Source organism: Ruminococcus sp. AF17-1AC (genome assembly GCF_003461385.1).
Lineage (GTDB): Bacteria > Bacillota > Clostridia > Oscillospirales > Ruminococcaceae > Hominimerdicola > Hominimerdicola aceti.
The window spans coordinates 173,523-190,024 of sequence record NZ_QTWZ01000003.1 but is presented as its reverse complement, the minus strand read 5'-3'; the positions used below and the strand labels follow the sequence as shown (position 1 = coordinate 190,024).

Genomic DNA, 16,502 nt, shown 5'->3' with positions numbered 1-16,502 from the left:
ACGCAGACCTAAAGTATACCACATCTCCCCACCCCAAACAACCCCGCACCCCAAAATTTGTTACCCTGCCTAACCCCACCCCCTCCCCTTTGTCTATTCTGACAGATAAATTACTCATTTCTTACATCACAATACTTGCGTTCATACAGATAATATGTTATAATATATAATGTATATTTGTAAATCTTAAAGGAGGTTTATTTATGGATCAGCTTATAAAATTACTGAAAAACAACGCCCGTATCACAAACAGCGAGCTTGCCGTTCTTCTCGATAAGTCAGAAGAACAGGTGGCGGCGGATATCGCCAAGCTTGAAAAAGACGGCGTAATAAAGGGCTATTCCGCTATCGTTGACGAAAGTGCCTATGACCCTAATTCAGTTTTTGCTCTTATAGAACTTAAAGTCACCCCGCAGTCACAGTCAGGCTTTGACGAGATAGCAAATCAGATTGCAAGCTATGAACAGGTGGAATCTGTCCGTCTTATGTCGGGTGCATATGATATAATTGTCGCCGTGAACGGTGCAAACATCAGGGACATCTCACAGTTTGTTTCCCAAAGACTTGCAACTATCGACGCTGTCCAGTCCACCGCCACACACTTCGTGCTAAAGGTCTATAAAGACAACGGCATCATGATAAGCACAGATGATAAAGACGAAAGAGGTTTGATCTCCCCATGATAGATTATAATAAAGTGCTTTGCCCTGCCATAAAGGAAATGAAGCCCTCAGGTATCAGAAAATTTTTCGATATCGCACAGCAGCTAGAGGGCGTTATCTCCCTTGGCGTTGGCGAGCCTGACTTCAAAACTCCATGGCTCATACGTCAGGAAGCTATCTCAACTTTGGAAAAAGGCAAGACCTGCTATACCGCAAACGCAGGTCTGATCGCACTCCGTGAAGAGATAGCCAAGTATTTTCAGCGTACTATCCACACAAGCTATGACCCTAATAAGGAAATAATCGTCACTGTTGGCGGCTCTGAAGCTATCGACCTTACCATAAGATGCCTTATCCAACCCGGTGATGAAGTCCTTATAGTCGAACCGTCCTTTGTCTGTTATCATCCTATCGTCTCCCTGTGCGGCGGTGTTCCAGTGGTCATAGAAACAAAGGAAGAAAACGAGTTCCGACTTACAGCAGACGAGCTTCGTGAAAAAATAACCGACAAAACCAAGCTCCTCGTCCTGCCTTATCCTAATAACCCAACAGGTGCGATAATGCGCCATGAGGATCTCGAAGCTATCGCAAAGGTGCTTAAAGATACCAATATCATGATAGCCTCAGACGAGATATATTCCGAGCTTACATATTCAGGCAAGCATTGCTCTATCGCAGAAATAGAGGGTATGCGTGAGCGTACTATCGTCATAAACGGCTTTTCCAAAAGCTTTGCAATGACAGGCTGGCGGCTTGGCTTCCTTGGCGGACCAAAAGAGATAGTGTCCCAAATGCTCAAGCTTCATCAGTATGCTATCATGTCCTCCCCTACTGTCAGCCAGTATGCCGCTATCGTTGCCATGCACAGTTGTCAGAAGGATATAGATGCCATGCGTAACGAGTATAATATCCGCCGTCGCTTTGTGGTGGATTCTTTCAATAAGCTTGGTCTTAAATGCTTTGCACCACAAGGCGCATTCTATGTTTTCCCTTGTATCAAAAGCACAGGCATGACAAGCACCGACTTCTGCGAAAAACTTGTGTACACCAAAAAGGTAGCCGTTGTGCCGGGAGATGCTTTCGGCGAGTGCGGAGAGGGCTATGTGCGTGTCTCCTACGCCTATTCCCTTAACCACCTGAGAGAGGCTATCAAACGTATCGGAGAATTTTTAGAGGATATCAAAAATGGTAACGCGCAGTAATTTAAAAATAAAAGCCTACGGAAAAATAAATCTTGCATTGGATATCGTTGGTAAACGTGATGACGGCTACCATATGCTAAATACTGTCATGCAGTCAGTGTCCTGCTTCGACCTACTGGACTTCACACTCTCTGAGGGCGAGGGCATAGAGCTTACCTGCAAACTTGACAGTTTTCCAAAAGGCGAGGATAATATCATCACCAAAGCCTACCATGCCTTTGCCGACTTTACCCATATTGACTTCGGCTGTAAAATAACAGTGAACGTGGAGAAAAACCTCCCCTCACAAGCCGGCATGGGCGGAGGAAGTGCAGACGCCGCCGCTGCCCTTCGAGCCTTGGACTTCATGTTCGATACAAGGCTCACCGATGAACAGCTCTGCTCCATAGGCGTGGCTCTGGGTGCAGACGTGCCTTTCTGTATTACAGGCGGCACAAGGCTCTGTCAGGGCGTTGGCGAAATAATGAGCAACCTGCCCTCACCCGACTGCGCTTTCGTAATAATAAAACCCGACGTGGGTATCTCCACCCCCGAAGCTTTCAAAAAGTATGACAGCATTTCAAACCCAAAACGCTGTAGTATGGACGTCCTGCTGAGATATATCGGCGGCGGAAAGCTTTTCGGCATATGCTCAAACCTTTTCAATGTGCTGGAATATGCCGCCGACCGTGAGGAGATAGCTCATGCAGTGCATGAACTTAAAAACAGCGGAGCTCTCTCCGCACTTATGACAGGAAGCGGCTCAGCCGTTTTTGGAGTTTTCCCCGATATCGCTTCCGCACAAACAGCCGCAGAAAAGCTGTCAGGCTGGAGCTATAAGTGCGTTTGTCAGCCTGTAAAACAGGGCTGGGAATTTGTATATTAATGAGGTGAAATAATTGAGCAGAAATAAATGCAGAATTTGCGGATACCGCTTTAAAAGCGATGATGAGATAATTTGTCCAGAGTGCTTCACAGCCCGTGACGAGGATATAAGCTGTAACAGCTTTTCAGATGACCTGCACTCTCATGATCTCCGTGCCGATAACGAGCAGGACGGCTGGTTCGGTCAGTCTGAAAACGACACCTTCAAAGAAGAAAAGAACGATTTCGTTTCCGAGGAACGTAAAGAGGAAGCAAGGGACGAGAATTTCCAAAGCACCTATACCCCACCTAAAAACCCGACTCCTCCCCCGAGCTATTCAAATTCAAGAGCCGAAAAGCTTGCCGCCCTCAATAACTACAGCCAACAGCGTACAAGCTATAACCGCCCAAACAACAGCTCCTATAGCTTCAACGCCACGAACATAAACCACTCTAACAAAAAGAATGGCGGCAAAGGCTGTGCCACCGCCGTTGTGGTCATAATAATCCTTATGGCTATCCTCCCAACTATCATAGGCTTTGTCTCATCAAAAATAATTTCAAGCAAATATGATGACTATAACTATGACTACGATTATGACAATACCTATAGTGAAGCCAATGATGACTACACCGACCATTCCAACCTCTATGTAGCGCAAGACGCTGAGGACGGTACCTACAGCGTTCAGTATCAAGGCTATACCCTCACCGAACGCAAAGTAAGCGACCTGACCGATGAGGAAAGAAACTCCCTTTCAGGCGGTATTATAAGCGGTGACACAGTATGGGAAATAGACCTCGACCTTGATGTTAATATCAGCGATAGCAACAGACAGGTAAAATTCACCTTTGCCTACAACACCGCCTATGACGAAAACGATAATTCGTTTTTCTCAAACAACTTCTTCCCCGGTGAAAGCGACTACGAAGACGATATGACCTATACGATCAAGTTCCTTGTCCCTGCCGATTCAAAGCGCACCACGTTCACAGCCTGCTTCCAGAACGACGATTTGATAACAGATTCATTCCAGTTCAATATCCCGCTTGACGAAAACACAGACTCATCAGGCGACCTATCCTCTGACTCCTACACCAAAATAAGCGGAGCTGACACAGCGGCATGAACGATATCCTTAAAAGCTGTACCCTCTGCCCAAGAGAGTGCAAAGTGAACCGATACGAGCATAAAGGCTTCTGCGGTGAAACTGCCAAAGTAAGGATAGCCCGAGCCGAGCTTCATATGTGGGAAGAACCTTGTATCAGCGGCACAGAAGGCTCAGGAACAGTATTTTTCTCAGGCTGCTGTCTGAAATGCTGTTTCTGCCAAAACTACGAAATATCCGCTCAGAGCAAAGGCTTTGAGCTTACCGAACAAGAACTTGCAGACACTTTTCTGCGGCTTCGATCAATGGGCGCAAACAACATAAACCTCGTCAATCCCACCCATTTCGTTCCGCAAATAATCAAAGCACTCGACCTCTGTAAAGATAAGCTCACTATCCCCGTGGTCTATAACAGCGGCGGTTATGAAAAGCCCCAAACGCTGGAGCTTCTTCGTGGCTATGTGCAGATATTTCTACCCGACCTTAAATATTTTGATCCTACACTTTCGGATAAATATTCCAAAGCCGCAGACTATTTTGAAAACGCCGCCGCTTCCATACATAAAATGGCGGAGCTTTCAGGCAAGCCAACCTTTGACGAAAAAGGCATAATGCAGAGCGGCACAATAGTCCGCCACCTTGTCCTCCCTACCCACCGTAAAGACTCCATAAAGCTTATGGAGTGGCTGGGCAAAAATTTTGCCAAAGACGAGATAATGATAAGTCTTATGAGCCAGTTCACCCCCGTGTATAAAGCCTTTGACTACAAAGAGCTTTGCCGTAAGACATCAACTTTCGAGTATAACACCGTCATTGACGCCGTGAACAAATACGGTTTTGAGGGTTTTGTCCAAAGCCGCACATCCGCCGCCAAAGATTTTATCCCCAAATTTTATGACGAAAAATATTACTGATATGCAATTTTTTATCGGACTGCCATGCTAACGCAGACAGCCCGATATTTTTGTAATAAAATTGTTATACATTCCCTATTGACATTTTGAACAAAAAAGTTTATAATGTTAATGTAAGTTTGGTAAAACAAACTTGAATGGGGTAACTTATGGGGTAAACATTAGTCACCAACCGTAAAAAGGGCAGCAAAATTGCCGCCTGCATATAAGTTATCGAAAAGAGGTCATGCAAATGTCAAAGGCTTTCGGTTCAAGATATTCCATTGAAAATTCCGAGGAAGCAAAGGAGTATTTTGAGTTTGTAAAGGACCTGCTTGACAGCGATGTTGTAAACGAAATGAAAAATTTTCGTCATCACTATAGTACGACTTGCTATCAGCATTGCATCAATGTATCCTACTATAACTATCTCGTTTGCAGAAAATTGGGACTAAATTCAAGATCCGCAGCAAGAGCAGGTCTGCTTCACGATCTGTTTCTTTATGATTGGCGGGATCGTGAGAAGAAAAAAGGCGAAATGCCTCACGGAATGACCCACCCAAAGGTCGCACTCAACAATGCGAAACAGCATTTTGAGATAGGCAAGCGTGAGGAGGATATGATAGTCAAGCATATGTGGCCGCTGACCCTGAAATTCCCTAAATACGCTGAATCTTACGTTATCGTGTGTATCGACAAATACACCGCAATGTTGGAAATAGGCTCTTATTTGGGTCAGAAAATGAAAGAAAAAGCGAAAGCAATGCGAACAAAACAGCATTAAACCAAAGCGGACAGGCACACACCTGTCCGCTTTCAGTTTGTTGACAAATTCCTAAATAAATGTACAATTGATCGTACACTTATATAAACACAAAAAGACCGCCCCTAAGATAAGGGACGGTCTTTCCCGTTTATCAGGCAAAATAAACGGATATTGGTGTTTAGTGAATGTCGTTGTAAAGTGCAATGTAATCCTTGGCGGACTTTGTCCAACTGAAATCCTGCTTGAGCGCAGTGTTCACAAGCCTGCCCCACTTCATCTTGTCATCATAGTATGCCCTGGCTCTAACAACAGCGTCAAGCATATCATGTGCGTTATAAGACTTGAAAGTAAAGCCGTTTCCATTCTTGTCGCCTGCATCATGGATACTGTCTCTCAAACCGCCTGTCTCTCTTACAATAGGTATAGTACCATATCTCAGAGCGATCATCTGAGCCAAACCGCAAGGCTCGCTCTGCGACGGCATAAGGAACATATCCGCACCAGCGTATATCTTCTTTGACAGCTCAGGCACAAAACCAATAGTCAGACCCACTCTGTCAGGATAACGATAATGCATTTCGCTGAAAAAGTCCTCGTATATCTTCTCGCCCGAACCAAGAATAGCAAACTTGCAGCCAAGTCTGATGATGTCCTCAAACACATACTTGATAAGGTCAAGACCCTTGTGTGAAACAAATCTCGTTACGATACCGATAACAGGCTCTTTTCCATGTGCCATGCCAAGCTCGCTGAGCAAAGCGTGCTTGCAAACAGCCTTGCCCGTCTTGTCATTCAAACTATAATTCTTAGCAATAACAGGATCAGTTGCAGGATCATAGATCTTCTGATCTATACCATTAAGTATTCCGCAAAGCTTGTATTGCTTGTTCACAAGCTCCCTGTCAAGACCATGTGAATACCATGGATCAAGTATCTCCCAAGCATAGCTTGGCGAAACTGTCGTCACCTTGTCAGCCGTTTCAATAGCAGCCTTCATAAAGTTCACATCACCGTCATATGAAAGCAGATCCGTATGATAAAGCGGAATGCCCATAATATCGTTGATAAGTTCTAAGCCATATTGTCCCTGATACTGAATGTTGTGTATGGTGAATACAGTCTTGATATCCTCATAACCCTGCTGATAGCGGTAGAAAATATCATAATAAACAGGAACAAGTGCCGTTTGCCAGTCATTGGCGTTTATAACATTTGGCTTAAAGTCGATGTATCTCAGCAGCTCGAGAACTGCCCTTGAGAAGAATATAAATCTCTCAGCATCATCATAAAAGCCATATAAGCCGTTTCTCTGGAAGTAATACTCATTATCCAAAAGATAATAAGTCACTCCGTTCACAACGCCTGTAAAAACGCCGCAGTATTGATTTCTCCATGCCACCGGCACAGTGAAATTCGTAACATATGTCAGCTTGTCCTTAAGCTCCTGCCTGATAGAGCTGTAATAAGGTATCACGACTCTGCAATCGTGACCCTCGGCATTGATAGCCGCAGGCAGTGAGCCTGCAACATCAGCCAATCCACCTGAAGCAATAAAAGGCAAAGCCTCACTTGCAGTATAAAGTATGTTCATATCCGAACCCTCTTTCCTAAGTCATTGCGACCTTTTTATACAGAAGCTCCCTTTCCTACATACATAGGATACTGTGGCGAGCTTGTAAGGATATGGTTTTCACAGATAGAAACGTTCTTGTCTGTGATAAGATAGTTAAGCTCAGCATTGTCACCAACAACAGTGCCCTGCATAAGGATACAGTTCTTGACCTTTGCACCCTTGCCTACCTTAACGCCTCTGAACAGTACAGAGTTCTCTACCTCGCCCTCTATGATACAGCCGTCAGCAATAAGAGAATTTGATACCTTGCTGTCCAGATCGTACTTAACAGGAGCGTTGTCGCTTACCTTTGTGTAGATAGAACGCTTTGGAACGAACAACTTGCGTGCATTCTCAGGTTCAAGCAGAGCCATGTTTGACTTAAAGTAGCTTTCAGGGCTGTTGAGCTTGCTGAAATAGTTATCGTACTCGTAGATCTTTATCTTAAGCTCTCTGCACTTCTCCTGAAGAATATTTCTCTCAAAGCTTACATTTCCTCTAGCCATTGCGTCATTAACAGTTTCAATAAGGAAATCCATTGACATAACAAACACATTAAGGCTAGTCGTGCAAGTGCCGCTGATGTCAGGATTGATAAGAACAGAGGTCACGTTCTTGTCAGCGTCAACGTTGAATACTGTTGAAGTCTTAATATCCTCAGAGCTGTAAACGCCAGTGTGTGCAACAGCAGTAATGTCCGCACCGCTCTCTATATGAGCCGCAACGATAGGCTTGTAGTCAATGTTTGTGACAACATCGCAGTCTGAAAGGATAACATATTTAGCTCTTGAGTGCTTGATAAAGCTCATCGCACCATAAAGAGCCTCGATCCTGCCTCTGTAAAGAGTGCTTTCAACGTTGCCGAATGGAGGCAGAATGTAAAGTCCTCCCTTTTTTCTTGCCAGATCCCACTCTCTTGCAGAGCCCAGGTGATCCAGAAGTGACTGATAGTTAGATTTTGTTATAACACCGACCTCGCTTATGCCGCTGTTTACCATGTTAGACAGTGGGAAGTCGATAAGGCGGTATCTTCCGCCGAACATTACAGAACCCATAGTTCTGTTCTTTGTCATGTCGCCAAGAGTCGTGTCGTGCATATTAGCGAAAACAAGACCCAGTACGTTACCCATATTTACATCCATGTTTACTCGGTCCTTTCTTAGATATTCTCGTAAATTATTGCCTTTGGTGCAACAACACTGCCGTCAGAAACGGTCAGATTATTGCCCACTACAGCAACGCCCCATGAGTCCTTGTCCTCGATAGTTTCAGGTCTTGCACCGATCTGAGCGTTCTCACCGATAACAGTGTTCTCGCCAACGATAGCATACTCGACCTTTGCACCCTTCTTGACAACTGCGCCAGGCATAAGGATAGAATCCAGTATCTCAGCGCCTTCCTCAACAGTAACGCCGTCAGAGATCATTGAGAACTCTACAGAGCCGTCGATAACACAGCCCTCTGTTACCATAGAGTTCTGTACCTGAGCGTTCTTGCCTATGCTCTGAGGTGGCATAACAGGGTTTCTTGAGTATATCTTCCAGCTTGTGTCATAAAGATCGATAGGAATGTTAGGATTAATAAGATCCATATTTGCTTCCCAAAGAGAGTCGATAGTTCCAACGTCCTTCCAGTAGCCGTCAAAACGATAAGCCACAAGCTTCTCGCCTGCTTCTCTCATGTCAGGGATAATGTTCTTGCCGAAGTCCTTTGAAGCTTCCTTGTCGTTCTCATTAGCGATAAGATAAGCTTTCAGCTTCTTCCAAGTGAATATGTAGATACCCATTGAAGCAAGAGTTGAACGAGGGTTCTTTGGTTTCTCCTCGAAGTCGATGATGTTGTCGTCCTCGTCGGTTATCATGATGCCGAAACGTGAAGCCTCTTCCTTTGGAACGTCCAGAACAGCGATAGTAGCGTCAGCGTTCTTAGCCTTGTGATATTCAAGCATCTTGTTGTAATCCATTTTGTAGATATGGTCGCCTGAAAGAACAACAACATACTCAGGGTCATATCTGTCTACAAAAGCGATATTCTGATAAATAGCGTTTGCAGTACCCGAATACCAGTCAGCGCCTGAAGCTGTCTGATAAGGAGGAAGCACATGAACACCTCCGTGTATTCTGTCAAGATCCCAAGGCTGACCGTTTCCAATGTACTCATTGAGTACCAATGGCTGATACTGTGTCAGCACGCCCACTGTGTCGATACCTGAATTGATACAGTTCGAGAGAGGGAAATCAATGATACGATACTTAGCACCGAAAGGTACTGCCGGTTTTGCAACGCTCTGTGTCAGGGCATACAATCTGCTTCCCTGACCGCCTGCCAGCAGCATTGCAACACATTCTTTTTTGTTGAACATAATTAATTCACCCACCAATTTTTATTAAGTCTATATTACTCAGCCTTTTTAGCTGTGGACTTCTTAGTTGTTTTCGCCTTAGCGGCTTTCTTGACAGCAGTTTTCTTAGCCGCCGTCTTTGTCTTTTTCTTATTCTCTGCCTTTTTCTCAGGCACAGGTCTTTCCTCTTTCTTCACCGTGAAATACATACAGGAGAACGCAGGAATGTCGATACAAACAGACTGATCAAAGCCGTGCATCTTCTCATCAACAGCCTTTACGGTGCCGTTAGTGCAAGGGGATCCGTCAACAGAAGACGAGTTGAACACCTCTGTATAGCTGCCCCAGTAAGGAACGCCAAAGCAGTATGACTTTCTTTCCACAGGAACGAAGTTGCACACAACGATGACCTCTCCGCCGTTTTTGTCAAAACGTCTGAAGATGATGATACTCTGCTTGAAATCGTCATTTGATATCCAGCTAAAGCCCTCCCAAGAGAAATCTCTCTCCCAGAACTGAGGGTGGTCAAGATAGAAGTGATTGAGGTTCTTGGAGTAGTTCAGATAATTGCGGTGGTTCTCATATTCGTCCACCATGAACCATTCCAGACCATTCTCATAATCCCACTCTCTGAACTGAGCAAAATCAGCACCCATGAACAGAAGCTTCTTACCTGGGTGAGCCATCATATAAGCCATGAACAGCTTGCACTGCCTGAACTTATTGTCGATATCTCCACCATACATTTTATTTACCAATGAAGCTTTACCATGCACCACCTCGTCATGAGAGATAGGCAAAATAAAGTTTTCAGAGAAAGCATAGAAGAATGAGAACGTGAGCATATCATGATGAAAAGCTCTGTCAATAGGGTCAAGAGCCATATATTTGAGCATATCGTTCATCCAGCCCATGTTCCACTTGAAGTTGAAGCCAAGACCGCCGTCGCTTGCAGGCTTTGTTACCATAGGCCATGAAGTTGACTCCTCGGCTATCATAAGGGTATTAGGGTTCCTTCCGAACACAGCGGTATTGAGATCCTTGAAGAACTGAACAGCTTCAAGATTTTCCTTGCCACCGAATTTGTTAGGCGTCCACTCTCCGTCACGTCTGTCATAGTCAAGATAAAGCATAGACGCAACAGCGTCAACTCTCAGACCGTCAACGTGATATTTTTCTATCCAGTAAAGAGCGTTCGAGATAAGGAACGACTTTACCTCGCCCTTTGAATAATCGAAAACTCTCGTTCCCCAAGTGAGGTGATCTGCCTTTTTCGGGTCAGAGTATTCATATGACGGACCTCCGTCAAACTCGAACAGTCCAGCCTCGTCCCTTGGGAAATGTGCAGGCACCCAATCAAGGATAACGCCTATTCCCGCCAAATGGAAAAGGTCTATCATTTTCATGAAGTCATAAGGCGTTCCGAAACGTGAAGTCGGCGCAAAATAGCCGATACCCTGATAGCCCCAAGAGCCGTCAAAAGGATATTCCGCCAGCGGCATAAGCTCGATATGAGTATAGCCCATTTCCTTTATATAAGGGATTATAGTATCTGCAAATCTAACATATGAGAAATATTTTCCGTCAGGACAAGCCTTCCATGAATTGAGGTGTACCTCATAGATATTCATAGGACAATTGTAGATATCCTTAGACTTTTTCTCGGTCATCCACTTTTTATCGCTCCAAAGATAATCGTCTATATCGAAAACCTTTGAGCCTGTGTTCGGAGCGACCTCCATGTGTGTGCCGTACGGATCAGCCTTATAATGGGTCTTGCCGTCACAGCCGTGGATACAGTATTTATATGTATCATAAGTCTGAAGCCCTGTAACAAAAGCCTCCCACACCTCTGAGTCGTCTATCTTCTCCATTGGAGTGGCATTTTCGTCCCAGTCATTGAAATCTCCCACAACAGAAATGCCTTCAGCGTGTGCCGCCCAGACTCTGAAATAATATCCTTCTATGCCGTCTTTCTCTCCCTTATGGCAGCCAAGAAACTTATATGTTTCGCAGTTTGTGCCATTGTGGAAAAGATAGAGCGGCAGTTCATAATCCTTTGGAATAATATCTATCACAATTCAGCCTCCCTTGTCTTTTTGTGAAAACCGCTGAATAATTTCGGTGTTTCATACTTATATTTTAATCTTTTTTGAACAAATTTGCAATAGTTTTAGTAGTTATTCTCGTATTCGCACATATTTCAACAGATAGTTTTATATATTTTGCACAATAGATTTTATATAATAACATAGGAAAAGTAAAGTCAAAGTATACAAAAGTAAAAAATTGCAGGCAAAAGTCGGCCAAGTCATTTACATTCATTTTTCATTCTTGTCACGAAGGAAAATTTTTGCGGCAATAATAGTTATATCGTCACGCCTGCCTCCTGTTCGCTGAGCAAGCGCCTTTGCGCCAAGCGCCGTGACTATCTCATGAGCGTTCATTCCGTTACAGCGGAGTATCTCTCGTGCCGTAGCGTCCTCAACGCCGTCTGAGGTCATAAGCAGAACGTCACCGTCAAAGAGCTTGAGTTCGCTCACATCAGGGGTACACTCCGCAAGTATCCCAGCAGGAAAAGCCTGTCCGCCGATAGCTTTAAGACCGCCGTCACGGAAAAGAAAGCTTTGCGCCGCACCCGATTTCAGAAACTGCACTGTTCCGCCATTAAGCTCCAGCCGCATTATATCAAGAGTCGCAAAAGATTCCTCCCAGCCCTTAACTCTGAGCATGGAATTTATAAGCCTATGGGCTGTCTGCATAGACATTCCCGATCGTATGAGCCTTGTAACAAGACTTACAGAAAACAATGAATCCAGTCTTGCTCTTTTTCCTGTTCCCATGCCGTCTGAAAGGACGATATACTTTTCGTTTACGCTTGAATCAAAGACTTCAAAGCTGTCCCCTGAATATTCTCCGCTTGACGAAGCTGAAAAGCTTTTTATATCAACTGTGAATTTCGGTATTTCCGCAAAGGACATTCTGGTTATATTATCCACCTTGACTATCACAGGCATATCAAGGTCATAATCTATCATTTCTGAAAGCGTTGCTGTGAGCCTTACAAGATCACCCCTGAACTGCGCAGTTATAAAAACGTCCACACGCTGACAAAGGTTTTCGTCTATGTAAACGCAGGCTTTCACATTTGGATAGCCAAGGTTTGAGAAATGCTCCCTTACTCTTGCTGAAAGCTGAGGATCAACGCTTCTCACCTGACCTGCTCTGAACGAAAGGTCGGATAAGATATCCTCCATGGAGGAAAGCTGTTCGCTTAAAAACTCACGCATTTCACGAACTCTCATGCTGTCGGCACGTTCTGCCACAAAGTCGGTATACAATTCATTGAAGCTTTTGCAAAGAAGCGACTTTCTCACACAGCCACACAAATGCTTTTCAACGTCGTCAAGGCTGAGGTTATTATATGTACAAACTATGCTTTCAAGCTTTGAAAAGCTGTCTTCAAGCTGTACACAACGCTTACTGCACACTGAGTACATATCGCAATCGGTACAAACAACAGATCGTACACGCTTTGACAGTGTAGCTTCCTTTGAGCGTTTATCTATCGCCGCAGTGACCATTGTAAGCTGACCTCTGATACCGCCCAGAGTTCTCGAAGCCATATTGAGCTTTGAAGAAGTGGTCTGCCCTACAAGGTCAACGGAATTTTTCACTCCAACCACTTTTTTTGCCACCCTTTTTATCACAGGAACAGGCAGGGCGATAAAAAGCACAGAGCCTATAAGCAAATCAGCAAACATTGAAAATGTATCACCGTTCACGCCCATTGCCACAAGGCTCACAAGTGAAACTGCAAGGAAAACAAGCACTATCACAAGAGAGCCGAATTGCAGAAAAGCTCCGCAAATAAGTCCTGACGTGGCAAGCAAAAGCGTATTTCTAGCAAGTGACGGAGTACAAAGGAGTACACCGCAGGTGGTCAATGCGCCAACAACTGCACCGCCTATATTTCTATACTTTCTCACTGCCATAAGCATACACAAAGTGCCTGCTATCCTGCCCAAGTTCACCACATGGAGCGGTGCGGCAGTGATGGTCGAGATAAACATAATATAAAGTATAGCTGTGAAAACTCCGTTTATTCCTGTGAGGTCAAAAACACCGCTTCGGTTTCTTTGACGTTTTACGGTCAGTGCAATAAAAACAACACAGCCACACATGAGCGAGCTTATCATTCGCAGTGAAGCCGTATATGTATCCGACGGCATTGCCACCGACATTACACAACTGAAAAGAAGCATTGCTCCTGTTGTGAGGAGCGACACAAAAACGGGGTCATCCTTATGGTCGGCAGAGGGCATCACAAGCCTTACCGCCCCTATAACAAGTATCGCACAAAGCTGAACGATACCCTCTGAGAATGTTCCGCTTACAAAATATGCAAGTGCAGAGCCTAAAAAAGCAGGTATCACATTAGTTCCCGAAAGCACTGCCACCGCCACGTTCATTGATGAGGGGAAGCCTAAGATCTTTCCGAAGCTTGCCGCAAACGCTGCTGCCGCCGATAAAACAGCCATAAGTACATTCGTTTTGCCTGAGGTATGAAACTTTGCCGTATGCCGTATTTTTTCCATTGCTTATCACGTCCTATGTTTCCAAAATGTAATAATTACATTTTAGCAGGACTATCAAGCGAAAGGTGTCGCAATATGGGCTTGAAATTGAAATACTGACCAAATTTACGGACAGATCTCAAAGCCACTCCCATACATCTTTTGAAAAAACACGATCAATGTTTGCGTAATAATTTTTAATTTGAGATATCCGAAGAACGGGACGTCGGATTTCTGCAAAGCAGAAATTGCGCCGCTCCCCTACATTTAATGTGCGGATAACGCAAGCAGATGTAAATGCAGGGTTTAATTGTACAAAAATATGTACAATTAGACAAGCTTTCTAAGGGCTTCGGAAAAGGTTATGAATTGTTCCATGGAAAGAGCTTCAGGACGGACGGAGGCAGGCAGGTCGCTTTGCTCTATCGCCTGATTTACTATAGATTTATCTATGCCCATTGATGATGATACGGAATTTGAGAGGGTCTTTCTTCGCTGTGAAAATGCTCCCCTAGCGACTTTAAAAAAAAACTTTTCGTCCGTCACGCCCTCGGGGGTCTTATCACGGATATCAAACCTCACCACGCAGCTGTCAACGTTAGGCGAGGGCATGAAGCTGCCACGGGAAACGTTGAAAAGCAGTTTCGGTACAGAAAAATAATTTATTGCCACTGTGACTGCTCCCATATCTCTTGTACCCATAGGGGCACAAAGACGTGTGCCTGCTTCTTTCTGCACCATGACGGTAACAGACTTTATGGGCAGGCGTTCTTCAAGAAGCATCATTAATATGGGCGAGGTTATGTAATAAGGCAGATTTGCACAAATGGCAACGTCCATGCCCTGAAATTCCTCGGCAATAAGCTTATGGAGGTCAGTTTCCATGACGTCGGCGTTTATTATCTTCACATTGTCATATTCTGCAAGAGTTTCTGCAAGGACCGGCATAAGCCTGTCGTCAATTTCGATAGCCACCACCTTGTCGGCACGCTTGGCAAGCTCGTTTGTGAGAACGCCTATGCCTGTGCCTATCTCGATTATGCCGAAGCCTTTTTTTGCATTGCCCATTTCGGCTATCTTGGGGCAAACGGAGGGATTCACCAAGAAATTCTGACCGAGAGCCTTGGAGAAAGTGAAATCATGTCTTGCGAGAACATCTTTTATCACACTTATATTAGAAAGATTATCCATTTATTAATACACCTCAGATTAACTGATAAATCGACAAAAAATTAACAAAATAATTATATCATATTAACAAAAGATTGTCAACTGATTTGGAAAAGAATAATATTCCAATGAAGTAATGGAAGACCCAGCGGAGCGATTTTGTGGTGGTAGAACTTGCACGAATATCTGTAGGGGCTTGGCGAAATTTCTGTTCGCAAGCTCACAGAAATACGACCGCCCGTTTCGGGGGAGTTGCGAGGTTTGGATTTTTCACGAAGTTGAGTGGGGGAACGAAACGGGCGAACGCTGTTCGCCCCTACCATGCGTTGTGGGGTTATTAAGGTTTGTGGGATAAACAATAATGCGAAACGTCGAGGGGGCGGGACGTCGGATTTCTGCAAAGCAGAAATTACGCCGCTCCCCTACAGGGTTTGTGAAACGCAGTAAATTGTGCGGATAACGCAGGGTTTGACGGGCGACCAAGACGGGTGAACAGTGTTCGCCCCTACAGATTTGTTGCCGTGGGGGTCGTGTTTCAGTCGTTTTTTTATTCGATTTTCAAGCTTCAAACAAGGTGCAGGAAGTGCTTTTCTGTGCGATCAGAACCTCTCATCGTGTTCACCTAACTCACGCCCCCAGAATGTTTCCTCATACACTGCTACCTTGCAGGATATTCGATTTGGGATAATATCCTTATACTTATCCCGAAAATCACCACTTTTGTTGCATAAAAAATGCAACAATTGCAGAAATGTTGCCAAATAAAAAAATAAATCATTTGTTTGCACAAATTACGATGCGATAAATTGTGCAGTATCACATATAAGATCGTAAGGGTTTATTATTTTTATTGCCCGGGAAATAATATATGCGGAGGTGATAAAAATGAAAAATAACTCTTTTGCTCACGGGCAGGAATTGCCGCTGGGGCTGTCTATGGCTCTTGCTCAGGTGCCTGCGGCTTATGCTTACTTTGCTAAGCTGGATCCGCTTCAAAGACAGCAGATAATCGACTCGGCGCACTGTATTCGCTCCAAAGAGGAAATGCGTGATCTAGTCAACAGCTTGTCAAACGGTCAGATCACTGATACAAGTATTTTCTGAACAAAAAGTTAATGTAGACAAATTTCACAATAAATCAAAGATTAATTGATATAAATTTTATATAAATATGTGTTGAAATTTATCTATAAATATTGTACAATATTATTGTAAGGCTTTGTATGCTGTTATGGAGAAGATCAGTAAAAAAAGCTTTCGCAGACAGTTTTGCTCCGCTTTACTGTCTGGTAATATTGTGCAGTATTTTTTGTATGTATTCAGGAGA

Annotated in this window: 13 protein-coding genes; 7 read left to right on the top strand and 6 right to left on the bottom strand. The window is 44.2% G+C overall.

The features are described 5' to 3' along the window. Window positions 1-203 precede the first annotated feature (203 nt). The 6 genes from DWW81_RS03690 (at window position 204) to DWW81_RS03665 (ending at window position 5,493) form a co-directional block, all read left to right on the top strand. A complete protein-coding gene (locus DWW81_RS03690; protein ID WP_117896645.1) occupies window positions 204-683 on the top strand; it encodes an Lrp/AsnC family transcriptional regulator in 480 nt (159 codons plus the stop codon). Beyond that, window positions 680-1,864, top strand: coding sequence for an aminotransferase class I/II-fold pyridoxal phosphate-dependent enzyme (locus DWW81_RS03685; protein WP_181982656.1), 1,185 nt, complete (start codon window positions 680-682; stop codon window positions 1,862-1,864). The genes DWW81_RS03690 and DWW81_RS03685 overlap by 4 nt, the downstream gene beginning before the upstream one ends. Continuing rightward, window positions 1,848-2,729, top strand: a complete 882-nt coding sequence (gene ispE, locus DWW81_RS03680; protein WP_117896646.1) for a 4-(cytidine 5'-diphospho)-2-C-methyl-D-erythritol kinase — start codon at window positions 1,848-1,850, stop codon at window positions 2,727-2,729. The genes DWW81_RS03685 and ispE overlap by 17 nt, the downstream gene beginning before the upstream one ends. 13 nt (window positions 2,730-2,742) lie before the next feature. Beyond that, entirely contained in the window at window positions 2,743-3,837 is a 1,095-nt protein-coding gene (locus DWW81_RS03675; RefSeq protein WP_117896647.1) for a hypothetical protein, read from the top strand. Continuing rightward, the gene (locus DWW81_RS03670) at window positions 3,834-4,730 is read left to right on the top strand and encodes a radical SAM protein (protein ID WP_117896648.1); all 897 of its coding nucleotides are present in this window, start codon (window positions 3,834-3,836) and stop codon (window positions 4,728-4,730) included. The genes DWW81_RS03675 and DWW81_RS03670 overlap by 4 nt, the downstream gene beginning before the upstream one ends. A gap of 232 nt (window positions 4,731-4,962) precedes the next feature. Then, window positions 4,963-5,493: an HDIG domain-containing metalloprotein gene (locus DWW81_RS03665; RefSeq protein ID WP_022287950.1), complete on the top strand. Its 531-nt coding sequence runs from the start codon at window positions 4,963-4,965 to the stop codon at window positions 5,491-5,493. 160 nt (window positions 5,494-5,653) lie between these two features. On the opposite strand, the gene DWW81_RS03660 is transcribed toward DWW81_RS03665, so the two are convergent. From DWW81_RS03660 to rsmA, 6 genes are all read right to left on the bottom strand, one after another. Beyond that, the gene (locus DWW81_RS03660; protein ID WP_117856560.1) at window positions 5,654-7,066 is read right to left on the bottom strand and encodes a glycogen/starch synthase; all 1,413 of its coding nucleotides are present in this window, start codon (window positions 7,064-7,066) and stop codon (window positions 5,654-5,656) included. Window positions 7,067-7,101: 35 nt separating this feature from the next. Next, complete coding sequence (gene glgD / locus DWW81_RS03655) at window positions 7,102-8,229, bottom strand: glucose-1-phosphate adenylyltransferase subunit GlgD (RefSeq protein WP_117876447.1); 1,128 nt, start codon at window positions 8,227-8,229, stop codon at window positions 7,102-7,104. A gap of 17 nt (window positions 8,230-8,246) precedes the next feature. Then, on the bottom strand, window positions 8,247-9,449 hold the full coding sequence (locus DWW81_RS03650; RefSeq protein ID WP_022287953.1) for a glucose-1-phosphate adenylyltransferase: 1,203 nt from the start codon (window positions 9,447-9,449) through the stop codon (window positions 8,247-8,249). Between the two features lie 35 nt (window positions 9,450-9,484). Continuing rightward, window positions 9,485-11,503 (bottom strand): 1,4-alpha-glucan branching protein GlgB, encoded by a 2,019-nt coding sequence (gene glgB / locus DWW81_RS03645; RefSeq protein WP_181982658.1) that lies wholly within the window; start codon window positions 11,501-11,503, stop codon window positions 9,485-9,487. 246 nt (window positions 11,504-11,749) lie between these two features. Continuing rightward, complete coding sequence (locus DWW81_RS03640) at window positions 11,750-14,026, bottom strand: SpoIIE family protein phosphatase (RefSeq protein WP_117896650.1); 2,277 nt, start codon at window positions 14,024-14,026, stop codon at window positions 11,750-11,752. A 309-nt stretch (window positions 14,027-14,335) separates the two neighbouring features. Next, a complete protein-coding gene (gene rsmA / locus DWW81_RS03635) occupies window positions 14,336-15,196 on the bottom strand; it encodes a 16S rRNA (adenine(1518)-N(6)/adenine(1519)-N(6))-dimethyltransferase RsmA (protein WP_117896651.1) in 861 nt (286 codons plus the stop codon). 864 nt (window positions 15,197-16,060) lie between these two features. Here rsmA and DWW81_RS03630 point away from each other — a divergent pair. After that, the gene (locus DWW81_RS03630; protein WP_181979657.1) at window positions 16,061-16,279 is read left to right on the top strand and encodes a hypothetical protein; all 219 of its coding nucleotides are present in this window, start codon (window positions 16,061-16,063) and stop codon (window positions 16,277-16,279) included. The last annotated feature ends 223 nt before the right edge of the window (window positions 16,280-16,502 follow it).